The 22,614-nt window shown below is 45.4% G+C and carries 20 protein-coding genes; 18 read left to right on the plus strand and 2 right to left on the minus strand.

Annotation, left to right across the window (positions count from 1 at the left end):
* Nucleotides 1-183: 183 nt before the first annotated feature.
* The 15 genes from WBS51_RS12860 to WBS51_RS12930 all read left to right on the plus strand — a co-directional run bounded on the left by WBS51_RS12860 (nt 184) and on the right by WBS51_RS12930 (nt 17,002).
* Nucleotides 184-1,464: a glycoside hydrolase family 125 protein gene (locus WBS51_RS12860; protein WP_173748927.1), complete on the plus strand. Its 1,281-nt coding sequence runs from the start codon at nt 184-186 to the stop codon at nt 1,462-1,464.
* Between the two features lie 30 nt (nt 1,465-1,494).
* Complete coding sequence (locus WBS51_RS12865; RefSeq protein ID WP_302702870.1) at nt 1,495-1,680, plus strand: hypothetical protein; 186 nt, start codon at nt 1,495-1,497, stop codon at nt 1,678-1,680.
* Nucleotides 1,667-1,894 (plus strand): glycoside hydrolase family 2 protein, encoded by a 228-nt coding sequence (locus WBS51_RS12870; protein ID WP_302702871.1) that lies wholly within the window; start codon nt 1,667-1,669, stop codon nt 1,892-1,894. Before WBS51_RS12865 ends, WBS51_RS12870 begins: the two co-directional genes overlap by 14 nt.
* Nucleotides 1,895-1,909: 15 nt before the next feature.
* Nucleotides 1,910-3,157 (plus strand): AGE family epimerase/isomerase, encoded by a 1,248-nt coding sequence (locus WBS51_RS12875; RefSeq protein ID WP_330489613.1) that lies wholly within the window; start codon nt 1,910-1,912, stop codon nt 3,155-3,157.
* 100 nt (nt 3,158-3,257) lie between these two features.
* Nucleotides 3,258-4,640, plus strand: coding sequence for an NCS2 family permease (locus WBS51_RS12880; protein ID WP_173748928.1), 1,383 nt, complete (start codon nt 3,258-3,260; stop codon nt 4,638-4,640).
* Nucleotides 4,641-5,183: 543 nt separating this feature from the next.
* The gene (locus WBS51_RS12885) at nt 5,184-5,744 is read left to right on the plus strand and encodes a M15 family metallopeptidase (protein ID WP_370779157.1); all 561 of its coding nucleotides are present in this window, start codon (nt 5,184-5,186) and stop codon (nt 5,742-5,744) included.
* A 110-nt stretch (nt 5,745-5,854) separates the two neighbouring features.
* A complete protein-coding gene (locus WBS51_RS12890; RefSeq protein WP_302702872.1) occupies nt 5,855-6,019 on the plus strand; it encodes a hypothetical protein in 165 nt (54 codons plus the stop codon).
* A gap of 108 nt (nt 6,020-6,127) precedes the next feature.
* Complete coding sequence (locus tag WBS51_RS12895) at nt 6,128-7,468, plus strand: TrkH family potassium uptake protein (protein WP_294461417.1); 1,341 nt, start codon at nt 6,128-6,130, stop codon at nt 7,466-7,468.
* A 61-nt stretch (nt 7,469-7,529) separates the two neighbouring features.
* Nucleotides 7,530-9,092, plus strand: coding sequence for a DUF4118 domain-containing protein (locus WBS51_RS12900; RefSeq protein WP_291681870.1), 1,563 nt, complete (start codon nt 7,530-7,532; stop codon nt 9,090-9,092).
* A complete protein-coding gene (locus tag WBS51_RS12905; protein ID WP_173748932.1) occupies nt 9,085-9,780 on the plus strand; it encodes a response regulator in 696 nt (231 codons plus the stop codon). Before WBS51_RS12900 ends, WBS51_RS12905 begins: the two co-directional genes overlap by 8 nt.
* A 115-nt stretch (nt 9,781-9,895) precedes the next feature.
* A complete protein-coding gene (locus tag WBS51_RS12910; RefSeq protein ID WP_294461420.1) occupies nt 9,896-12,427 on the plus strand; it encodes an FAD-dependent oxidoreductase in 2,532 nt (843 codons plus the stop codon).
* Between the two features lie 166 nt (nt 12,428-12,593).
* Nucleotides 12,594-13,097 carry a GreA/GreB family elongation factor gene (locus WBS51_RS12915; protein WP_173748934.1) on the plus strand — a complete coding sequence of 168 codons (504 nt, stop codon included), beginning with the start codon at nt 12,594-12,596 and terminating at the stop codon, nt 13,095-13,097.
* Between the two features lie 98 nt (nt 13,098-13,195).
* Nucleotides 13,196-14,956 carry a Na/Pi cotransporter family protein gene (locus WBS51_RS12920; RefSeq protein ID WP_173748935.1) on the plus strand — a complete coding sequence of 587 codons (1,761 nt, stop codon included), beginning with the start codon at nt 13,196-13,198 and terminating at the stop codon, nt 14,954-14,956.
* A 43-nt stretch (nt 14,957-14,999) separates the two neighbouring features.
* Nucleotides 15,000-15,674, plus strand: a complete 675-nt coding sequence (locus tag WBS51_RS12925) for a winged helix-turn-helix domain-containing protein (RefSeq protein WP_173748936.1) — start codon at nt 15,000-15,002, stop codon at nt 15,672-15,674.
* Complete coding sequence (locus WBS51_RS12930) at nt 15,671-17,002, plus strand: sensor histidine kinase (protein WP_173748937.1); 1,332 nt, start codon at nt 15,671-15,673, stop codon at nt 17,000-17,002. The genes WBS51_RS12925 and WBS51_RS12930 overlap by 4 nt, the downstream gene beginning before the upstream one ends.
* Nucleotides 17,003-17,082: 80 nt before the next feature.
* Here the strand turns inward: WBS51_RS12930 and WBS51_RS12935 are convergent, their stop codons facing one another.
* Nucleotides 17,083-18,525: a TrkH family potassium uptake protein gene (locus tag WBS51_RS12935; RefSeq protein WP_294461431.1), complete on the minus strand. Its 1,443-nt coding sequence runs from the start codon at nt 18,523-18,525 to the stop codon at nt 17,083-17,085.
* 11 nt (nt 18,526-18,536) lie between these two features.
* On the minus strand, nt 18,537-19,898 hold the full coding sequence (gene trkA / locus WBS51_RS12940; protein WP_173748939.1) for a Trk system potassium transporter TrkA: 1,362 nt from the start codon (nt 19,896-19,898) through the stop codon (nt 18,537-18,539).
* 203 nt (nt 19,899-20,101) lie between these two features.
* Here trkA and WBS51_RS12945 point away from each other — a divergent pair, with 203 nt between their 5' ends.
* From WBS51_RS12945 to WBS51_RS12955, 3 genes are all read left to right on the plus strand, one after another.
* Nucleotides 20,102-20,296 (plus strand): DUF6472 family protein, encoded by a 195-nt coding sequence (locus tag WBS51_RS12945; RefSeq protein ID WP_173748940.1) that lies wholly within the window; start codon nt 20,102-20,104, stop codon nt 20,294-20,296.
* An 84-nt stretch (nt 20,297-20,380) separates the two neighbouring features.
* Nucleotides 20,381-21,667: a glutamate-5-semialdehyde dehydrogenase gene (locus WBS51_RS12950; protein ID WP_173748941.1), complete on the plus strand. Its 1,287-nt coding sequence runs from the start codon at nt 20,381-20,383 to the stop codon at nt 21,665-21,667.
* Nucleotides 21,668-21,673: 6 nt separating this feature from the next.
* Nucleotides 21,674-22,456: a CPBP family intramembrane glutamic endopeptidase gene (locus WBS51_RS12955; RefSeq protein WP_173748942.1), complete on the plus strand. Its 783-nt coding sequence runs from the start codon at nt 21,674-21,676 to the stop codon at nt 22,454-22,456.
* The last annotated feature ends 158 nt before the right edge of the window (nt 22,457-22,614 follow it).

Raw genomic sequence — 22,614 nt, forward strand, 5'->3', positions numbered from 1 at the left:
GGGCGGCAAAGGTGGATTGGCAATTTAAAACTGCTGATGCACGAATCAAATTGAATTCGCTATATCCCAAATTTACTGCCACTTCCGTGTAAGTGGCAGTAATGCTAAATGTATACGTGTCAATGCACTAGAATATTCCAAAGAAAATTTACTTTCCAATTATATTGATATGGAGGACAAATCATGAGCATACAGGAAACCATGGATGATTTTTTAGAAATGTTAAAAGAGCAGACAAAGGAATGTCCGCATCTTATGGAACTTTTCACTACCTGCTACACCAACACACTGGATACCACGGTAAAGAGAATGGAAAACAATACCACCCATGTCATTACCGGGGATATTCCTGCCATGTGGCTGCGGGATTCCGCTGCCCAGCTGCGTCCGTACATCTTTCTGGCGAAGGAAAATGAAGAGGTGCGGGAATTGATAGCAGGTCTGGTAAGACGGCAGTTTTTCTGTATATGCATAGACGAGTATGCCAATGCCTTTAACGATTCTCCAAGCGGAGCCTGCTGGGAAAAAGATGACCCCAACCAGAATCCCTGGGTTTGGGAACGAAAATTTGAGGTGGATTCTCTGTGCTATCCCATTCAGCTTGCGTACCTCTTATGGAAGAATACAGGCTGCACCACCCAGTTTAACGAGGATTTCCAAAGCGGGGTACAGAAGATTTTAGAGGTGTTCCGAACCGAGCAGCACCATGAGGAAAAATCCTCTTACCGCTTCTGCCGCCATAACGGTTATTACCGGGATACCCTTTCCAGAGATGGAAAAGGTGCGCTGGTAAAATCCGGTACGGGCCTGATTTGGTCCGGTTTTCGTCCCAGTGATGACGCCTGCACTTACGGGTACCTGATTCCTTCCAACATGTTCGCCGTAACCGTGCTGGGATATCTGGAGAAAATTGAGCGGAAGATTTATGGCAATGGGGAAATTGCAGAGGCGGCAAAGGCTTTGAAAGAGGAAGTACATACCGCCATTGAAACCATTGGAAAGACTTTTACCGAAGAGTTTGGCATGGTCTACGCCTATGAAACGGACGGATTCGGCATGTACAATTTAATGGACGATGCCAATGTGCCAAGCCTTCTGGCCATGAATTACCTGGGTTATCCGTCAGATAAGGAAGTCGAAGCCAACACCAGAAGACTGCTTTTAAGCGAAGCCAATCCTTTTTACTTCAAGGGCGCAAAAGCGGCAGGGATCGGAAGTCCCCATACTCCGTCCAACTACATCTGGCACATTGCCATGGCGGTGCAGGGGCTGACCACCGGGGACAGAGAAGAAAAGAGAAGAATTCTGGAAAACATGGCTGCTACCACAGGAGGAAAAGGCGTGATGCATGAGGGCTTCTGCTGCGAGGATGACACCCGGTATACCAGAGAGTGGTTCTCCTGGGCCAATGCCATGTATGCAGAATTATTCTTGAATTATCTGGGGTATACACTGGACAAATAGAATTATGCAAAGCGTTTCTTTGCGCCTGTGATGATTTCCTGCCAGGAAGAAAGCTGGCTGACCCAGGAAGCCAACATGAACCGCCAGCATTTTGCATTTGAGAAATCTATTACCCTAAATGTGACAAATGAGACTTTAAAAGACAGAGAAATTTTGGTAAAATGGTATCTGCGGAACGCGAAGGCAGAAATTTTGGAAGCCTATGAAATACTTTAAATATGAAAATCCAAATCTCCGTTACAAAGTGGAGGGGAATACCATTACCGTGTGGGCGGATGCCTATGCAAAGAGTGTGGAAATCTTAGATGAGAATGAGGATATGGTGCTGTCCGACAATTATTTTGATTTGCACGGGGACAGCAGAACCGTGGAAGTTTTAAGAGGTGTGCCTGAGAATATCAGAGTCCGCAGCGTTTATGACATTCGATAGAGGAGGATAACAGCAATGGGTGAAATGAGTAAAAAATATTTGATTGATACGGAGGAAAACAGACAGTTTTTAAAAGAAATCAATGAGAATTTATTGAGTTTCGGACATAAATTCCCGTCTCCGGGAGGAAGCTCTTACTATCTGGGCGGGGACGGAACTCCCTGGAAGGAGAGAAACCGTGAAACCTGGATTACTTCCCGTATGGCTCATGTGTACAGCATCGGAACTTTTCTGGGACATGAAGGCAGCAAAGAACTGGCAGCCGTAGCCATCAAAGGTTTAAGAGGAGAGCTTCACGATGATAAAAACGGCGGCTGGTATGCAGGACTTACCGCAGACAATGAAATTGTGCCGAATAAACAGTGCTATGCACATGCATTCGTTATTCTGGCCGCTTCTTCTGCCGTACTGGCAGGGGTAGAAGGTGCTCAGGAACTTTTAGAAGACGCTTTGAAACTCTATGACCTGCGTTTCTGGAACGAAGAGGAAGGTCTTTCCTGTGACACCTGGAACACAGAGTTTACCGTGTTGGATGACTATCGCGGTTTAAATGCCAATATGCACACCGTAGAGGCATTCCTGGCAGCAGCAGACGTGACAGGAGATGAAAAATACCGCAAAAGAGCAGGACGTATCATTGACCATGTGCTGGTATGGGCATCAGATAACAACTGGAGAATCCCGGAACACTTTACAAAAGAGTGGGTGGCAGATTTGGAATGCAACAAAGAACAGCCGGCAGACCAGTTCAAACCATACGGTGCTACACCGGGACACGGCATTGAATGGGCAAGGCTGATTACCCAGTGGGCTTTATCTGCACACAAGGACAACAAAGAAGGCGCTGCAAAATACATCGAAGCGGCAGAAAATCTCTTTAACCGCGCAGTGGAAGACGCATGGAATGCAGACGGGGCGCCGGGTATCGTATACACCACAGACTGGGAAGGCAAGCCGGTGGTACACGACAGAATGCACTGGACACTGGCCGAGGCCATTAACACCTCCGCAGTGCTGTACCATGTGACAAAGAAAGAAAAATACGGCGAAGACTATACAGAGTTTATGAAATATCTGGACGAAAAAGTGTTGGATCATGTAAACGGTTCCTGGTTCCATCAGATGAATGAGAAGAATGAAGTCATTGGAACCGTATGGCCGGGCAAATCCGATATTTATCATGCCCTGCAGGCAACCCTGATTCCTTATCATACACCGGAACTGTCCATTGCTCCGGCGGTGAAGGCTGGGATGCAGATTTAGGCCGGTTTTGTTTAATTTTATAAAAAGCTTGTAAAACCAAGCGGAATTGCTTACAATACATCTGTTGCCCTATAACGATAGAAAACGGAGGAGAAATAGAATGTTGGAAAAGATATTCAAACTGCGTGAGAACGGTACAGATGTGAAAACAGAGATATTGGCCGGAATCACCACTTTTATGACCATGGCCTATATTTTGGCTGTCAACCCGGGTATTATGGCAGAAGCAGGCATGGACCAGGGAGCTGTATTTACCGCTACAGCTCTGGCTGCCCTTCTGGGTACTTTATTTATGGCGTTTTTTGCCAATTATCCATTTGCACTGGCACCGGGAATGGGACTGAATGCGTACTTTGCGTACACTGTAGTGCTGGGAATGGGATACTCCTGGGAAACCGCTCTCACAGCAGTTTTTGTGGAAGGTCTTGTTTTTATTGTTCTGTCACTTACCAATGTGCGTGAAGCAATTTTTAATGCCATTCCCCAGAACTTAAAAGCTGCTGTGAGTGTGGGAATCGGTTTGTTTATTGCTTTTATCGGCCTGCAGAATGCCAAAATTGTCATTGGCGGTTCCACTCTGCTGCAGCTGTTTTCTTTAGAGGCTTATAATGAGGTAAACGGAGTAAAGGCTTCCTTCCATGACGTGGGAATTACCGTGCTTCTGGCCATTATCGGAATTTTAGTCACAGGATATCTGGTTATTAAGCAGGTGAAAGGAAATATTCTGTGGGGGATTCTGATTACCTGGATTTTAGGAATTATCTGCCAATTTGCAGGAATCTATGTACCGAATCCAGAACTGGGATTTTATGGTCTGCTTCCTGATTTCAGCAATGGACTTTCCATTCCAAGTATTGCCCCTGTGTTTGGAAAATTGGATTTTAGCGGGATTTTTTCACTGAATTTTGTGGTTGTGGTATTTGCCTTTTTATTTGTGGATTTGTTTGATACCATTGGAACACTGATAGGGGTATCCTCCAAGGCTCAGATGCTGGATGAAGACGGAAAACTTCCCAATATTAAAGGTGCCTTAATGGCAGATGCAGTAGCTACAACATTGGGTGCCGTTATAGGAACATCCACCACCACTACTTTTGTAGAAAGTGCATCTGGTGTTTCAGAAGGAGGAAGAACAGGACTGACTTCCGTGACAACGGCTGTTTTGTTTGGTCTGTCCCTGTTCCTGTCACCAATTTTTCTTGCTATTCCGTCTTTTGCAACGGCGCCTGCACTGGTAGTAGTCGGTTTCTATATGCTGACGAATGTAGTGAACATTGACTTTGATAATGTTTCTGAAGCATTGCCGTGCTATATCTGCATTGCTGCCATGCCTTTCTTCTACAGCATTTCCGAAGGAATTTCTATGGGGGTTATCTCCTATGTGGTTCTGAATCTGTTTACAGGAAAAGCAAAAGAGAAAAAAATCAGCCTGTTGATGTATGTGCTGGCAGTACTGTTTGTGCTGAAGTATGTGCTTCTGTAAGAGAAGAAATAAAAAGATAGCCGGGAATGCTGCAGTTGGCAGTCTCGGCTATCTTTCTGTTCCGGCATAAGTATTTTCCAGTTTTCTCCCTCTTGTATGAAATGAGTTATCCGGTACATAATAACTCAAGTAGGAAAGAACTATTAAAAATTTAAAAAAATTGTAACAAAATGAAGAAATTACAAAAAAAAGATGATATAATAAGCGCACATTACGTAATTGAATCAGTTGTATTTTGGGTAAAGGGTGGTAATTAATATGAACCAGAGAAGCAGGAGAAGGCACAGAAGAAATATCCGAAGAGTCCGGCAGAGAAACAGAAGATTGCTGTTAATGGCGGTTCTTATGTGCTTTATTGCCTGGGCGGGCATTACGAATATAAAGAAACAGAAGGAAGCAGAGGAGTCCAAAGCGGCTTACGCAGAGCAGCAGAAAAAAGAAGAAGCAGAAAAAGAAAGTGAAAAAGAAGAATCCAAGCTGGTTCTGGCAGAGGAAAGCGAGAAGGACAAGTGGTATTTAAAGCTGGTAAATGCCAAAAATCCCATGACAGAAGCAGACGTGCCGGAGGTGGAGACGGAAACTCTGGATTCGGAAGGGTATCAGGTGGATGCCAGAATTATGGATGACCTGGAAGACATGTTTGCAGCGGCAAGAGAAGCCGGACGTTCTCCTATGATTTGTTCGGCATTTCGCTCCTGGGATACGCAAGTATCCTTGTATCAGAACAAAATCAGCAGAGTCATGAGCGAGGACGGGCTGAATGAGGAAGATGCAGCCATAAAAGCGGCCACTGTAGTGGCAAAGCCAGGTACCAGTGAACATCAGGTGGGGCTGGCTCTGGATATCGTTTCTTCCGAGTATACCAATCTGGATGAGGGACAGATGGAAACGGAAGACCAGAAGTGGCTGATTGAAAACTCCTGGAAATATGGATTTATTCTCCGTTATCCACTGGACAAAAGTGATATTACAGGGGTTATTTTCGAGCCCTGGCATTACCGCTATGTAGGGAAAAAAGCGGCAAAAGAAATTACCGAGCAGAATCTGACTCTGGAGGAATATCTGGGGGCAGAGCCGGTGGGAGACCCTACGGGGGATTTGTAAAAAGGGAATCGTCGTTTTATGCGACGGTTCCTTAAATTATTTACGGAGAATTTCTTCAAAAGGAAAAGATACACTTTTTCACAATCTTTATTTCTTCCCCCTTTTACAGTATGAAACAAAGAGTAGAAGCATCTGCTAATACTTTTGCAAAGATGCATCCATTTTTGTCATTCCTGGGGGTTTTTATCGGAATGCCGATTCTGACGCTGGGAGCCGTAGCTCTTTGCTCTTTCGTCGTGGTTTTTCCGGTAGCTTTGATAATGGGATGGATATAAAGATTTCTTTATACAGTCTTAATACTGTATAAAGTTTGCTTACACAGTTTTTATGCATGACAAGCCATAATTAAGATACCATAAAGATTGTGGAGGAAGAGAAAACTCATGCGTAAAAAAAGACATTTTACTTCATTTCAGATTATCAGTCTGGGATTTTTTATAGTAATTTTGACTGGTAGCCTTCTTCTGATGCTGCCTGTTTCTACCAATGGACCGGGAGGAGCCTCTTTTTGGGATTCTCTGTTTACGGCCACTTCTGCGGTTTGTGTAACTGGTTTGATGCTGCATGATACGGCACAGTACTGGTCTTACTTTGGGCAGTTTGTCATTATGATTCTCATTCAGATAGGCGGTATGGGCGTAGTGACTGTGTCCATTGCCATAGCCATGCTTTCCGGGAGAAAAATAGGATTTATGCAGCGAAGTACGATGTGCGAGGCGATTTCCGCCCACCATGTTGGGGGAATTGTGCGCATGACAGGCTTTATTTTAAGAACAACAATTATCATAGAACTGACAGGAGCAGCAGCCATGTTTCCGGTGTTCTGCCGGGATTTTGGCGCGGTGAAAGGGTTGTGGTATTCTCTTTTTCATGCGGTTTCAGCTTTTTGTAATGCCGGATTTGATTTGCTGGGAGTGAGAAGTGAATTTTCCTCCCTGACTACTTATGCGGACAATCCGGTGATTAATATTACCATTATGACCCTGATTGTCACCGGAGGAATCGGTTTCCTTACCTGGGATGATATAAAAACCCACAAAATTCATCTGAAAAAGTACAGAATGCAGAGTAAGGTGATTCTTACGGTAACCAGTCTGTTGATTTTACTGCCTGCCCTGTATTTTTATTTTGTAGAATTTTCTGCGGACAAGTGGAGCGGCATGAGCGTATCAGAGAGGATTTTGGGTTCCTTTTTCCAGTCTGTAACACCCAGAACAGCCGGATTTAATACAGTGGATTTGACCATGCTCAGCGAAGCGGGCGTATTTATTATGATTATCCTTATGATTACCGGCGGTTCTCCCGGGTCGACTGCAGGCGGCATTAAGACAACTACCATTGCCGTGTTGTTCTCTTCTGCCTTTTCTGTATTCCGAAGAAAAGGGGAGACCAATTGTTTTCATCGCAGAATTTCAGACGACACCATAAACCATGCGGCTACGATTCTCCTGATGTACCTGGTGTTGTTCCTCACCGGCGGAATTGCCATAAGCTGTATGGAAGGCATTCCTATTTTGGACTGTCTTTTTGAGACGGCTTCGGCCATAGGAACTGTAGGGCTGACCCTTGGAATCACTACAGAACTTGGATTTGCTTCCCGGCTCATATTGATTGTGCTCATGTTCTGGGGACGTGTAGGCGGCCTGACTCTGGTCTTTGCAGCTATTTCCGGCAAGCATCCGGACTTTGCCAAATTTCCTATGGAGAAAATTACCGTGGGATAGTGAAGCGCAGAGAAAAGTGTGCTAATATGGAAAACAGAAAAAGAGGAAAGGATGCAAAAAGATGAAAAGTACGTTCAGGGACTTGTTAAGCCGGGAAAAAGGGAAAATAGAAAATCTGGCAGGAGATGTTTTAAAAAGTATATTTGTGCTGGCAATCTCTACATTTATCAGTTACTTTTTTTCCCGGCGGGGATTTCGGGAAGCAAATATTATTACCGTATATATTCTGGGGGTTCTGATAACGGCTATATGGACTTCAAAGAGAGCATACAGTCTTGTCAGTTCCGTTATCAGCGTCCTGCTCTTTAATTTTCTGTTCACAGAGCCGCGCTATACTTTCAATGCCTATGACGCTGGGCATCTGGCGACCTTTCTGGTGATGTTTATCGCTGCTTTTATCACCAGTTCCCTGGCGGTGAGAATAAAGCAGCAGGCCATGCAGTCTGCGGAAACAGCATACAGGACAAAGATTCTTTTTGAAACAAATCAGCAGCTGGGCATGGAGCAGGATATTCAGGGGATTATTTCTGTTACCTGTGGGCAGCTCAGAAAACTTTTAAAGAGAGACATTATTTTCTATGAAGTGCAGAATAACAAACTGGGAAAGCCTGCAGTATTTCCTTATCAGGAGGAGGACTTACCCAATTACCTGTCACCGGAGGAAACGAAGGTTGCCCGATGGGTGCTGGAACACAATATTCATGCAGGTGCGGCTACGAAAACTTTTCCGGAAGCAGAATGCCTGTATCTGTCCGTAAGAGTGGGCAGTGATGTGTTTGGCGTAGTGGGAATTGCTATTGGAAAAAGCAGACCGGATTCCTTTGAAAAAAGTGTTATGCTGTCTATTCTGGGCGAATGTGCCCTGGCTATGAAAAATGACAAAGTTTCCAAAGAAAGAGCCGCCGCTGCGCTTTTGGCAAAGAATGAACAGCTTCGTGCCAATCTGCTGCGCTCCATTTCTCATGATTTGAGGACGCCTCTGACATCTATTTCGGGAAATGCAGGGATTTTGCTGTCCAGTGAAGAAAGTATGGACCGGGAAAAGCGCAGACAGTTGTATGAAGATATTTACGATGATTCCCTGTGGCTGATTAATCTGGTGGAAAACCTGCTTTCTGTTACCCGGATTGAAGATGGTACTATGAAGCTTCGGCTGAATACAGAACTTCTGGAAGAAATTGTTCATGAGGCAGTGAAGCATGTGGAAAAGAGAAGCAAGGAACACAGCATTACAGTTCACTTTTCAGACAGCCTGCTTTTGGTGAAGGCAGATGCCAGACTGATTGTTCAGGTATTGATAAATCTTATGGATAATGCTATTAAATATACCCCTGCCGGGTCGACGATAGAAGTAGAGACAAGGCAGAAGGATGGCCTGGCAGAGGTCAGCGTATCGGATAACGGAAGCGGTGTTTCAGAAAATGCCAAGGCGCATATTTTTGAAATGTTTTATACAGATGCCACAAAAGCGGCGGACAGCCGCAGAAGTCTCGGTCTGGGACTTGCTTTGTGCAAATCTATTATTACGGCTCATGGAGGAACAATAAAAGTCGAGGACAATCAGCCCCATGGCGCCCGCTTTGTATTCACATTGCCTGCGAAGGAGGTTAAATTACATGAATAAACCATTAATTTTAGTTGTTGAAGACGACACAGCAGTCAGAAACCTGATTGTAACCACTTTGGAAACCCATGATTATCGTTTCCAGGCAGCGCCCACAGGGGAAACTGCCATTATGGAGGCGGCTTCTCACAATCCGGACGTGATTCTTCTGGACTTGGGACTGCCGGACATGGACGGCATTGACATTATCAAAAAAATCCGTACCTGGTCTAAGAAACCGATTATTGTGATCAGTGCAAGAAGCGAGGACACGGACAAAATCGAGGCGCTGGATGCAGGGGCAGACGATTATCTCACGAAGCCTTTTTCCGTAGAAGAACTTCTGGCCCGTCTCAGAGTGACTTTCCGCCGTTTGAACGACAGCCGCGAAGAGCAGGTGCAGAATTCCGTATTTCAGGATGGAGACTTGAAGATTGATTATGCCGGGGGCTGCGCCTTTATGAAAGATAAGGAACTGCATTTGACTCCTATTGAATATAAACTGCTGTGCCTTCTTTCCAAAAATGTGGGAAAGGTGCTGACGCATACCTATATCACAAAAGCCATCTGGGGAAGCGCATGGGACAATGATGTGGCGTCCCTGCGGGTATTTATGGCAACTTTGAGAAAAAAAATTGAGCCAAACCCATCAGAGCCTATGTATATACAGACGCATATCGGCGTTGGGTATCGGATGCTGAAGGTGTGACAGGAAAAAACAGAAAATAACCACAGAAAACAGTAGTAATTTTATCCAGATTGGATTATACTGTAGGTAACACGAAATTGTATAAAAAGAAAAACAAAAGGGAGGTTACTTACGAATGGAATCCTTGAAATTGAGAGAAAATTTTTACTGGACCGGCATTGTAGATGACCAGCTGAGGGTATTTGACATTATTATGTATACAGAGTTTGGAACAACCTACAATTCCTATGTCATGAAGGCCGGCGATAAGACCATCCTGTTTGAGACAGCCAAGGCAAAATTTTTTGATGAGTATCTGGAAAAACTGAAAGAGATTACAGATATTTCCACCATCGACTATCTGGTGGTGAACCACACAGAGCCGGATCATGCCGGAAGCGTAGAAAAGCTTCTGGAATTAAATCCGGGGCTGAAAATTGTGGCAACAGGCTGCGCCATCAGCTTTTTGAAGGAAATCGTAAACGGCGAATTTACGGCCATTCCCGTAAAGGACAACCAGGAGATGAAAATCGGGGACAAAACCCTAAAATTTCTTGTAGTGCCCAATTTACACTGGCCGGATACCATGTATACTTATATTGAAGAAGAACAGATTCTGGTAACCTGCGACTCCTTCGGTTCGCACTACGGCTTCCATGATATTCTGGTGAGCAAGGTGACAGACCGGGAAGGCTATATGCGGGCAACCAAGTATTACTTTGACAACATTATCGGGCCTTTTAAGCCTTATATGAAAAAGGCGCTGGACAGAGTGAGAAATCTGGATATTTCCATGATTTGCACAGGACACGGTCCGGTGCTGGATACCAACATTGATTTTATGCTGGATACTTATGAGGAATGGTGCACCGTGGTGAATCCCAATCCCAGAAAAACCGTAATTATTCCTTATGTAAGCGCCTATGGATATACAAAACAACTGGCAGAAACCATTGCCAGGGGCATTGAAGAAAGCGGAGATATTGATGTGCGCTGTTATGATATGGTAGAAGCAGACCGGGGCAAGGTTTTGGAGGAACTGGGCTTTGCGGACGGAATCCTCTTCGGTTCGCCCACCATTGTAGGAGAAGCGTTAAAGCCTATCTGGGATTTGACAACCTCTATTTTCGCAGGCACTCACGGCGGTAAGCTGGCCGGCGCATTCGGAAGCTATGGCTGGAGCGGCGAGGCGGTTCCCCATCTGATTGAAAGACTGAAACAGCTTCGCATGAGGGTGATAGACCAGGGCTTCCGGGTGAAGTTCAAACCAGGAGAGGAAAATCTCATGGACGCTTATGAGTACGGCTATAATTTCGGCTGTGTGCTTCAGAATAAGGAAAATGTAAAGCAGGCAAAGGGAAGCAGAACACTGGTGAAATGTCTGGTATGCGGAGAAATCTTTGATTCTTCTCTGGAAATCTGTCCGGTCTGCGGTGTGGGCAAGGAGAATTTTGTGCCTGTAGACGTGGAAGAAAACAATTATCACAACGATACCAGAAACTTCTATGTGATTCTGGGCGGCGGCGCAGCAGGATACTCCGCAGCAGCGGCCATCCGGGAAAGAGATAAGACAGGCTCTGTGGTTATGATTTCCAATGAGCCATATCTTCCTTACAACCGTCCAATGCTGACAAAATCCCTTATGGCAGATTTGACAGAAGAGCAGATTGCCATGCAGAGCAAAGAATGGTATGAAGAGCAGAACATTCATCTGATACTGGGAAAAGAAGTTACCGGCCTGGATACAGAGCAAAAAGAGGTCCTGCTGGAGGACGGTACGAAGCTGGCTTATACAAAACTGATTTACGCCCTTGGTTCCGAGTGCTTTATACCGCCGATTCCCGGCCATGAGCAGGAAGGCGTTGTGGCTGTACGCCGTCTGGCAGATACCAGAAAAATTGAAAATATGCTTCCAAAAGTGAAACATGTTGTAGTTATCGGCGGCGGTGTGCTGGGACTGGAAGCAGCATGGGAAATGAAAAAAGCAGGCTGCAGCGTAACGGTACTGGAATTGGCTCCCCAGCTTATGGGACGTCAGTTGGACGAAGCAGCAGGAGAAATGCTGAAGCTTATCAGTGAGAGCAGGGGCATTTCCATACACACAGGCGTTCAGATTGCAGAACTGGAAGGAAACGGAAACGTAACAGGCGTGAAGCTGGGAGACGGTACAAGCCTTCCGGCAGAACTGGTTCTTGTATCCTGCGGTGTGAGAGCCAACACACAGCTGGCACAGGCAGCGGGCCTGGAAATTGACCGGGCTGTTGTGGTGAATGAGAAGATGGAAACCAGTGTGCCGGATATTTATGCCTGCGGAGACTGTGCCCAGTTTAAAGGCGTCAATTACGCAATCTGGCCTCAGGCGGTAGAACAGGGCAAGGTAGCCGGCGCAGCGGCCTGCGGCGATGAAGCCGTATACGAGACCGTTCCGGCGGCGCTTAGCTTCCACGGCATGAAGACCGCACTTTTTGCAGCAGGAGACAATGGCAAAAATCCGAACCTGATTTACAGGACAGCAGAGTTTAAGGATTTGGGAAGAAAACATTATCAGAAGTATTACTTCCTGAACAACCGCCTCTGCGGCGTCATTCTTATAGGGGATGTTAGCCGTATGGCAGAGATGACCCAGGCGCTGGAAAATCATGCGCTGTATCAGGAAATTGTGAAATAAAACGGGCAGAGATGATTTGTGAAACAACAGCGGGAATCTTTATACATGAGAGAATGGTGTATAAAGGTTTCCGCTTTGACTTTTGTCGGGTAGACAAACACAGAGGGGAAGGATATACTATTTAAAAGCAATAAAAATAAAACCAGTGAAAAGTGAGGTTACAGACATGGGAGAACGTCTTACCAAAAGCGATGTGGAAAAAATTCAAAAAGAAATCGAATACAGAAAGCTGATTGTACGCAAGGAAGCCATTGAGGCTGTGAAAGAGGCAAGAGCCCAGGGGGATTTGAGCGAAAATTTTGAATATTATGCGGCAAAGAAGGACAAAAATAAAAATGAGAGCAGAATCCGCTATCTGGAACGCATGTTAAGACAGGCTGTCATTGTGTCAGAAGACTCCAAAGCAGATGAAGCCGGTATGAATAACGTAGTCGAGGTATATTTTGAAGAAGAGGACGAGACAGAGACCTACAAGCTGGTGACCTCTATCCGGGGAAATTCTCTGGAGAATAAAATCAGCATAGAGTCTCCGCTGGGAAAGGCTATTCTGGGACATAAAGAAGGCGATAGAATCTGGGTAAAAATCAGCGACTCCGCAGGCTATTACATTGTCATTCGTCATATCCGAAAAAATACAGATGACGCAGAAGACGCCATTAAAAGTTTCTGATATTTTACATAGATTTAACATAAATCCTTAAAAGATTTTACATAGGCTGCTTATAATGAGAAAAACTAAAGAAATATACCGTACAGAAGGAGAAAATTATGGATTTTTTTAGCATTTTAAGTATGATAGGAGGTCTTGCCCTTTTCTTATATGGGATGCATGTTATGGGAGATGGTCTGGCAAAGGTTTCCGGTGGAAAGATGGAGAAGATTCTGGAAAGCCTTACCTCCAATCCTTTAAAAGCAGTAGGGCTGGGTGCCCTGGTAACGGCAGTGATACAGTCTTCCTCTGCCACCACAGTTATGGTAGTGGGGTTTGTAAACTCCGGCATTATGAAACTTTCCCAGGCAGTAGGCGTCATTATGGGAGCCAATATCGGAACCACGGTGACTTCCTGGATTCTCAGCCTTTCCGGTATTGAGAGCGATAATTTTTTTGTTCAGTTGTTTAAGCCTGCATCTTTTTCGCCGGTTCTGGCCATGATAGGTGTAGCTTTCTTATTGTTTGCCAAAAGTGAGCGGAAGAAAGATTTGGGAACCATTTTTCTGGGATTTGCCGTGCTGATGTACGGTATGGACAGCATGAGCGCAGCAGTGAAACCTCTGGCAGACGTACCAGAATTCACGGGAATTCTGACCGCATTCAGCAATCCTCTGCTGGGTATGCTGGCCGGCGCCCTTTTGACGGCTGTGATTCAAAGTTCTTCTGCGTCCGTGGGGATTCTGCAGGCCCTCTGTGTCACAGGGGCTGTCAGCTACGGAGCAGCCATTCCCATTATTTTGGGACAGAACATCGGTACCTGTGTGACGGCTTTGTTGTCTGCCATTGGCGCAAAGAAAAACGCAAAGCGCGCCGCTATGGTACATCTGTATTTCAATATCATTGGCACAACGGTATTTCTGGTGATATTCTACGGTCTGAATCTGGTTTTTAAGTTCAGCTTTTTGGACCATGCAGCCAATGCAGCAGGCATTGCCGTTGCCCACAGTGCTTTTAATGTTTTTGCTACCGCTGTGCTTCTGCCATTTTCCAAAGGTCTGGAAAAACTGGCCTGTCTTACCATCCGCGATGAAAAAGAAGAAACCGCACAGTCAGATGGTGCTCAGCTTTTAGACATTCGTTTTCTGGAGCAGCCAGCTTTTGCCATGGAACAGAGCCGCAACGTGGCAAAGCGTATGGCGGATACATCTAAGAATGCGCTTTTTACAGCCTTTTCCCTATTTAGGGAGTACAATCCCGAACAGGAAAAAGCAGTGACAGAAGAAGAAAAACGGGTGGATGCGTATGAGGATGCGCTGGGAAGTTATCTGGTGAAGCTGGGGCAGAAGGATTTGACGCAGCAGGACAGCAGAGATTTATCCATCATTCTGCACTGCATTGGAGATTTTGAGAGAATTTCTGACCATGCGGTAAATATTATGGAATCCGCCAGAGAACTCCATGAAAAAGGAATACACTTTTCTAAGAAGGCTCTGGAAGAACTGAAAGTTATCAGCAGGGCAGTGGCAGATATTGTAAATACTTCCTACCAGGTTTTTGAAGAAAAAGACAGAGAGCTGGCAAAGCAGGTAGAGCCTCTGGAAGAAATCATAGATGAACTGAACATGGAACTGAAAAACCGCCATGTGCGCAGACTGCGGGAAGGTACTTGTACCATTGAGCAGGGTTTTATACTGTCGGATGTGCTGACCAGCCTGGAGCGGATTGCAGACCATTGCTCCAACATTGCAGTGTGCGTTTCTCAGGTGGCAGAGGACAGCTTTGATACCCACAGTTACTTAAATGCCATGAAAAAAGAAGAAAATGAAGCCTTTCAGCGCAGAATGGAAGAGACAAGGAAGCAGTATTCTCTGCCGTAAGGAGATGCAAACGGGGGATACCAAGAAGGAGTAGGATACAGAGATGATTTATTGTGTGGAGGATGAACGGAATATCAGGGAACTGCTGGTATACACTCTTGGAACCACAGGATTTGAGGCCAGAGGTTTAAGCGATGGAAAAGAACTGAAGAAAGCGCTGAAAGAGGAAGTGCCGGAATTGATTCTGTTAGATATTATGCTGCCGGGAGAAGACGGCTACCGTATTCTGGAGAAGCTGAAGCAGAGCCCGGAGACCAGTGAAATTCCTATTATTATGGTAACGGCAAAAGAAGCGGAATACGACAAAGTACGTGGACTGGACGGCGGTGCAGACGATTATATTACAAAGCCTTTTGGTATGATGGAATTTATTGCAAGGGTGAAAGCGGTGCTGCGCAGAACCAAAAAACATTCTCAGAAACAGGAATATCGTTTTAAGGGGTTGAAGGTCCATGTGGAGCGCCATCAGGTTTTTGATAATGAACGGGCAGTGGAACTGACTTTAAAGGAATTTGAACTGCTCCGTTACCTGATGGAGAACCAGGGGCTGGTAGTCAGCCGGGACCAGATTCTGGAGCGTATCTGGGGATATGAATTTGCAGGTGAAACCAGAACCGTAGACGTACATATCCGGACATTGCGGCAGAAGCTGGGAGAATCCGGTTATCTCATAGAAACTGTCCGGGGTGTGGGGTATCGCATAGGAGACAGGCAATGAAGCAGAGAATCATGAATAATATAGGGTTTCTGGTGGCTCTGAGCATGCTTCTGACTTTTACCGCAGCCAGTGTTATTATGTATGAAAAATACAACAGTTATATGAGGCAGGATGTAAAAAATGAGGTAGAGTATATCCGATATGCCATAGAGAAGATAGGAGAGGAGTATCTCACGGAAGAGACCGGAAATCTGACAACCAGTCGGATTACCCTCACGGCGCCGGACGGAACCGTTCTGTATGATTCTGAGCAGTACGCTGACCAGGAGGAAAATCGTACCGGCAGTCCCGGATTTGAAAAGGTACAGGAAGATGGAACCGGAGAAGTCATGCGCTATTCAGAGTCCCTTTCCCAGCAGACCTACTACTATGCCGTTAAGCTGAACAGCGGGAATATTCTGGGGGTGGCGAAGACTACAGAAAGCGTTTTTCATACCATGTTTTCCAGCTTTGCCCTGATGGGAATTCTTTTGCTGGCAATTTTGGCGCTTGGCTTCTGTCTTATGGAGAGGCAGACCAAGAAACTCATAGAGCCTATCAATCAGTTGGATTTGGAACATCCTCTGGAACATGTGGAATACGAAGAACTGCGTCCTCTTTTAAACCGTGTGGACCAGCAGAACCGGCAGATTGCCCAGCAGGTGGAAGAACTGCGGCAGGCGGAAACCGTACGCCGGGAATTTTCTGCAAATGTGTCCCATGAACTGAAAACCCCTCTGATGTCCATTTCAGGATATGCGGAACTGATGAAAAATGAGATGGTGCGTCCCCAGGATGTGCCGGAATTTGCAGGCAGGATTTATGACGAGGCCAGCCGCCTGACCAGTCTGGTACAGGATATTATTGAGATTTCCAAGCTGGATGAAAAGAGCGGGGAAATGCCCTTTGAAACCGTGGATTTGTATGAAGTGGTGCAGGATATCTGTCAGAACCTCATGTTGCCGTCTAAGCGGAAACAGGTCACCATTTTTACAGAGGGAAAGAGTGCAGAGATATATGGAGTACGCCACATTTTATACGAGATGTTGTATAATCTTGTGGATAACGCCATTAAATATAACAAAGAAGGTGGATATGTAAAGGTTCTTCTGGCAAAAGAGAAGGAACATGTGATTTTCACGGTAGAAGACAATGGAATCGGAATTGCCAAAGAAGAGCAGGAGCGTATTTTTGAACGGTTTTACAGGGTGGATAAAAGCCATTCCCGCCAGACCGGAGGCACCGGGCTGGGACTTGCCATTGTAAAGCACGGTGCAATGCTCCATCACGCGGAAATTCTTCTGAGCAGCGAGCCGGGAAAAGGAACGAAAATCCAGGTACAGTTTTAAGAAAATACAGAAAAACAGCAAACAAAAAAGGCTATCGTTTTACATGCACTTCAAGCGATAGCCTTTTTTGCTGCAAAATTTTAATACCGTTTCCAGGTATCTCTTACAAATAACAAAAGCATGGGGAACAATTCCAGACGTCCCGCAAGCATATCAAAGGTCAGCACCAGCTTGGCGCCGTTAGAAAACAGACCGAAGTTCTGGGTCGGTCCCACCAGTTCCAGTCCGGGGCCGATATTATTCAGTGCAGAGGCCACGGCTGTGAAGTTGGTAATCATATCGAAATTATCGAATCCCACCAAAAGTACAGAAAAAGAAAATACCAGTACATAGGCAATGAGGAATACATTGGTAGCACGTACAACTTCATGTTCCAGGGTATGCCCGTCCATTTTCAGTTTCCGCACACTGCGGGGATGAAGCAGGGTGTGCAGTTCCTTTTTGATGGTTTTAATCAAAATCACGAAACGGGACACCTTAATACCGCCTCCGGTGCTTCCCGCACAGGCGCCTACAAACATCAGCAGTACCAGAATGGTTCTGGACGCTTCCGGCCAGTTGTTAAAGTCCGTAGTGGCATATCCGGTGGTGGTAATAATGGAACCTACCTGGAAAGCCGCATGGCGCAGAGCGTCTCCGAAGGTGTCATAGATATTCCGAATATTAAAGGTAATAAAGGCTGTAGTTACCAGAATAATACCGAGATAACACCGGACTTCTTCCATCTTAAAGGACTGACGGAATTTTCTGCACAAAATTAGGAAGTAGGCGTTAAAGTTAATTCCAAATAAAATCATGAAAACTGTGACTACCACTTGCAGGTAAGGGGAGTAGCCGGCAATGCTGTCATTTTTAATACCGAAGCCGCCCGTACCGGCTGTGCCAAAGGTGATTGTCAGCGTATCAAACAAAGGCATGCCGCCCAGAAGCAGAAAAAGAATCTCCAGGATAGTCATAAAAATGTAAATAAAGTAAAGGACTTTTGCTGTGGACTGTACCGTGGGCATGAGTTTGCCTACAGAAGGCCCGGGGCTTTCTGCTTTCATCAGGTTCATATGGGAACCGCTGCCATGGGTGTGCATGAAAGAAAGCAGGAACACCAATACCCCCATACCGCCAATCCAGTGGGTAAAACTTCTCCACATCAGCATACACTTCGGCACAATTTCCACGTCTGCGAGAATACTGGCTCCGGTGGTGGTAAAGCCGGATACTGTCTCAAAAAGAGCGTCCACCGGGTTTGTCATAACGCCTCCTATGAGAAAAGGAATTCCGCCCATAAGGCTCATGACAATCCAGCTCAGGGCAACGGTTACAAATCCCTCTTTTACATAAAAAACAGAGTTTTTTGGACTTTTTCTGGTAAGCACAGCGCCAATGAGCACGCACAAGAGGGCTGTAAAGAAGAAGGCCCAGCCGCTTTCTTCCTGGTAAATAATGGCAGTGACACAGGGCAGCATCATAAAAGCTGCCTCAAAGTACAGGACTTTGCCAATAATAAATTTAACAATTGCGTAATTCATTCCTCTGCCCTCTACTTTTTCAAAATATCTTTCAAATCGTTTAAGCCTTCTATCGTGGTTACCACAATGACGGTATCGCCCACCTGGATTTTATCCTGTCCTTTGGGAATCAGGATGTTGCCGTTGTGGTTGATACAGGCAATGAGAAGGTTGTCTTTGAGGTTCAGCTGGCTTAAGGGGACATCCGTAATACTGGAGGACTCTTTTACTGCAAACTCCAGAGCTTCCGCATGTCCGTCCAGAATGTGGTACAGCGTTTCTACGTTGTTGCTGCTGATGGAATTTTCCATAGCCCGGACATAGCGCAGAATATAGTCTGCTGTAATATTTTTGGGATAAATCACACTTCCCAGATCCAGTTCCTCCACAATATCGTCAAAGGCAATGCGGGTGACCTTGGTAATCAGCTTGGCATTGGAGTTTTTCTTGGCAAACAGAGACAGCAGAATGTTTTCCTCATCCATATTAGTAAGGGTCACAAAGGCCTCTGTCTGGGCCAGTCCCTCCTCAAGCAGCAGCTTTTTATCTGTACCGTCACCGCAGATGATGGTAGTTTCCGGCAGAAGCTGGCTTAATTCCTCGCAGCGGGCAATTTTGGATTCTACAATCCGTACATCGACTTTTAATTCCGACAGCAGAGTAGCGAGATAATAGCCAAGAGTACCGCCGCCTACAATCAGAGCGTTTTTTACCTGCTGGGTATGCACGCCGATTTTTTTGAAAAAGGCAGCCGAATTTTTTACAGAGGCCACAATAGAAATGCGGTCGCCGTTTTGCAGTACAAAGTTACCGGAAGGAATAAACACTTCATTCCCTCTTTCTACACCGCAGACCAGAATATTGCACCGGAGTTTGTCTACCATTTGCATAATAGACAAGCCGTCCAGACGAAATTCGGGCAGCAGCTTAAATTTCAAAAGCTCCACTCTTCCTTTGGCAAAGGTGTCCAGCTTAATAGCAGAAGGAAAGCGCAGAAGACGGAACATTTCCATGGCTGCGGAATATTCCGGATTGATAATCATGGAAATTCCAAGGCTTTTTCTGATAAAGTTCCTTTCTTTATTGTAAATCGGATTACGCACACGGGCAATGGTGTGGCATTTGCTCACCTTTTTGGCAATGACACAGCACAACAGGTTTAATTCATCCGAGCCGGTAACGGCAATCAGCATGTCCGCCTCCTCAATGCCGGCTTCTGACAAAACGTTGACACTGGAGCCGTTTCCAGCCAGTCCCATGACGTCAATGGTTTCGGAAAGCTGCTGGATTTTCAGCGGATTTGTGTCAACCACGACCAGGTCGTGTTGTTCGTAACTGAGCTGTGCTGCAAGGGTACATCCTATCTTGCCGCAGCCCACAATTATAATCTTCATAAGAACCTCCATAAGCATTAAAAATGTGTAAATATAATAAGAAAAAGATAAAGATTATATAAAGTTCAAGGCTAATTATAACACTCCCTGTTTTATTTGCAATGAAAGAATCTGTTTTTCATTCTTTTCATTAAAAATTGACAAGAAGAAGAGATTTTGGTATATCTAAAACATACAGAATGAAGGAAAAGGACGGGATGAATATGAGTAAGAAAAAACAGGGGACAACCAGCTGTGAATACTGCAGCAATTACATATATGATGAGGAATTTGGCTATTATATCTGTGATGTAAATCTGGATGAAGACGAAATGAGCCGTTTCCTTTCCGACAGTTTCTACCACTGTCCCTATTTTCAGATGAACGATGAGTATAAAATTGTGAGAAAGCAGATGTAGATTGCATAATGGAAACTTTCCATATATAATAAGTACATCTATTTATCAAGTTAAAGAGAAAAAGTAAAGAAGGGCGGTAAAACCATGGATATCAGAAGTGAAGTGAAAAAAATGAAAGAGGACAGCCCAAAGATGGCAGCGCTTTCTTTGGAGACCAGAAATCAGGCGCTGTTGGCAGTGGCAGAGGCGCTGCAGCAGCAGAAAGAAAAAATCTTTGAAGCCAATCAGAAAGACCTGGAAGCGGCAGCAGAGTCCGGCCTGCCCCAGTCTGTACAGAAACGGCTGAAATTTGATGCGCATAAACTGGCTGATGTTATCAGCGGAATCAAAGAACTGGTAAAACTTCCGGATCCTTTATCCCAGGTGCAGCTTTCCAGACAATTAGACGACCATCTGAACTTGTACCGGGTGACCTGCCCCATTGGAGTGATTGGCATTATTTTTGAGGCAAGACCGGATGCTCTGGTGCAGATCTCCTCTCTTTGTATCAAGAGCGGCAATTGCGCAGTTTTAAAAGGAGGTCGTGAGACCGCAGCCACCAATAAAGTTCTTTTTGGAATCATTTATCAGACAGTTACAGACTGCGGCCTGCCATCTGGCTGCCTTTTGCAGGCAGAGCAGCACAATGAAATTGATGAACTGCTTTCCTGCCATGACTGTGTGGATTTGCTGATTCCCAGAGGTTCCAACCAGTTTGTACAGTATATTATGAACCACACCAAGATTCCCGTTATGGGACATGCAGACGGCGTGTGTCATACTTATGTAGATGAGGACTATGATATGGAAAAAGCGCTGCCGGTTCTCGTAGACGCCAAGACCCAGTACACAGCGGCCTGCAATGCTACGGAAACCCTGCTGGTACACCGGAGGATTGCAGAAGAATTTCTTCCCAAAGCAGAAGCGGCTTTAAGAGCGGCGGGAGTGAGCCTGCGGGGAACTTTGGAAGCAAGTCAGTATATAGACTGCGAAATCATGGAGGAAGCAGAATTTCACACGGAATATCTGGACATGGTACTGTCTGTAAAACTGGTAGACAGCCTGGAGGAAGCCGTTCGCCATATCAATACTTACGGCTCCCATCACACAGACTGTATTCTTACGGAAAATCCGGAGCACGCAGAAACGTTTATGCAGCTTGTGGATTCCGCAGGCGTGTATCAGAACTGTTCCACCAGATTTGCCGACGGTTTCCGTTATGGCTTTGGAGCAGAGGTGGGGATCAGTACCGGAAAAATTCATGCCAGAGGCCCGGTGGGGCTGGAAGGCCTGGTTACTTATAAATACAAGCTGTATGGACAGGGACAGATTGTGGCGGACTATGCAGAGGGCAGAAAGTCCTTTCACTTTCAGGAACTGGATAGAGGATAAGAACAGATGAAAAAGGTTATATGCATTTTAAAGAGTCTGCTTCCTATGCTTCTCTGGCTGGGAATGCAGAGCGTCGTCAGCATCCTGTTTCTTTTGACAGGGGTTTTGACTGGAAAAGGGCCTTTATGGGCAACAGGGGGAGAACTGCCCTACGTCATTTCCGTGCTGGCGAATGGCGTTACTTTTCTCCTGGGATATCTGTGGCTGCAGAAAAAGAAGAAAGAAACCAGCGGGCAGGAGAGAAGGTTTTCCCTGGGCGCAGCAGTAAAACTTCTGGCTGTGGGTGTGATTTTTCAGATGATTGTCAGTCTGCTGCTGGCCGGTATGCAAGTGGTGTTTCCAAAAGCAATGGAATCTTATGCGCAGGTGCTGGAAAATCTGGGGGTGTTTGCACCGTCTGTCTTTTCTGTGCTGTATACGGTGGTGTTTGCTCCTTTGACAGAGGAAATGGTCTTTCGCGGCGTAACCCTGCGGATTTTACAAGAGGAACTGCCCTTTGCAGCAGCCAATGTGCTGCAGGCCGTTCTTTTTGCTCTGATGCATGGGAATCTTGTGCAGTCCTCTTATGCTTTTCTGGCAGGTCTGCTGTTGGGAACTGTTGTGAAAAGATACGGAAAACTCAGTGCAGCCATATGGTGTCATTTTGCAGTCAATGCTTCCGGTTTATTTCTGGGAGACATCAGCGTACCTGGAATCTTTCTTTTGCTGGGAATCAGTTTCGGAGTTCTCTTGGTATTTGTCATAATAGATAAAAAAATGGAGAAAACAAATGAAAAATATAGAGTATGACGTAAAAATAAAAACTGGAGTTGGAAAAGTGGCAAAAATAATGTTGATAATACAAAAATAGTGCAGGATAATACAAAGTTATTTGTGCAAAATTATGCTATTATAAGTGCATAAGAAAGAACGTATATAATGTAAGGAGGAATTTTCATGAAAAAGAA

Source organism: Blautia acetica, from assembly GCF_038739805.1.
Classification (GTDB): domain Bacteria; phylum Bacillota; class Clostridia; order Lachnospirales; family Lachnospiraceae; genus Blautia.

Coding starts and splice junctions, on each gene's coding strand:
- WBS51_RS12885 (WP_370779157.1), top strand. CDS start 5,184: ATGACAGAAGCAGACGTGCCGGAGGTGGAGACGGAAACTCTGGATTCG.
- WBS51_RS12880 (WP_173748928.1), top strand. CDS start 3,258: ATGTTGGAAAAGATATTCAAACTGCGTGAGAACGGTACAGATGTGAAA.
- WBS51_RS12920 (WP_173748935.1), top strand. CDS start 13,196: ATGGATTTTTTTAGCATTTTAAGTATGATAGGAGGTCTTGCCCTTTTC.
- WBS51_RS12915 (WP_173748934.1), top strand. CDS start 12,594: ATGGGAGAACGTCTTACCAAAAGCGATGTGGAAAAAATTCAAAAAGAA.
- WBS51_RS12900 (WP_291681870.1), top strand. CDS start 7,530: ATGAAAAGTACGTTCAGGGACTTGTTAAGCCGGGAAAAAGGGAAAATA.
- WBS51_RS12955 (WP_173748942.1), top strand. CDS start 21,674: ATGAAAAAGGTTATATGCATTTTAAAGAGTCTGCTTCCTATGCTTCTC.
- WBS51_RS12905 (WP_173748932.1), top strand. CDS start 9,085: ATGAATAAACCATTAATTTTAGTTGTTGAAGACGACACAGCAGTCAGA.
- WBS51_RS12865 (WP_302702870.1), top strand. CDS start 1,495: ATGATTTCCTGCCAGGAAGAAAGCTGGCTGACCCAGGAAGCCAACATG.
- WBS51_RS12875 (WP_330489613.1), top strand. CDS start 1,910: ATGGGTGAAATGAGTAAAAAATATTTGATTGATACGGAGGAAAACAGA.
- WBS51_RS12945 (WP_173748940.1), top strand. CDS start 20,102: ATGAGTAAGAAAAAACAGGGGACAACCAGCTGTGAATACTGCAGCAAT.
- WBS51_RS12870 (WP_302702871.1), top strand. CDS start 1,667: ATGAAATACTTTAAATATGAAAATCCAAATCTCCGTTACAAAGTGGAG.
- WBS51_RS12935 (WP_294461431.1), bottom strand. CDS start 18,525: ATGAATTACGCAATTGTTAAATTTATTATTGGCAAAGTCCTGTACTTT.
- WBS51_RS12925 (WP_173748936.1), top strand. CDS start 15,000: ATGATTTATTGTGTGGAGGATGAACGGAATATCAGGGAACTGCTGGTA.
- WBS51_RS12950 (WP_173748941.1), top strand. CDS start 20,381: ATGGATATCAGAAGTGAAGTGAAAAAAATGAAAGAGGACAGCCCAAAG.
- WBS51_RS12860 (WP_173748927.1), top strand. CDS start 184: ATGAGCATACAGGAAACCATGGATGATTTTTTAGAAATGTTAAAAGAG.
- WBS51_RS12895 (WP_294461417.1), top strand. CDS start 6,128: ATGCGTAAAAAAAGACATTTTACTTCATTTCAGATTATCAGTCTGGGA.
- trkA (WP_173748939.1), bottom strand. CDS start 19,898: ATGAAGATTATAATTGTGGGCTGCGGCAAGATAGGATGTACCCTTGCA.
- WBS51_RS12930 (WP_173748937.1), top strand. CDS start 15,671: ATGAAGCAGAGAATCATGAATAATATAGGGTTTCTGGTGGCTCTGAGC.
- WBS51_RS12890 (WP_302702872.1), top strand. CDS start 5,855: ATGAAACAAAGAGTAGAAGCATCTGCTAATACTTTTGCAAAGATGCAT.
- WBS51_RS12910 (WP_294461420.1), top strand. CDS start 9,896: ATGGAATCCTTGAAATTGAGAGAAAATTTTTACTGGACCGGCATTGTA.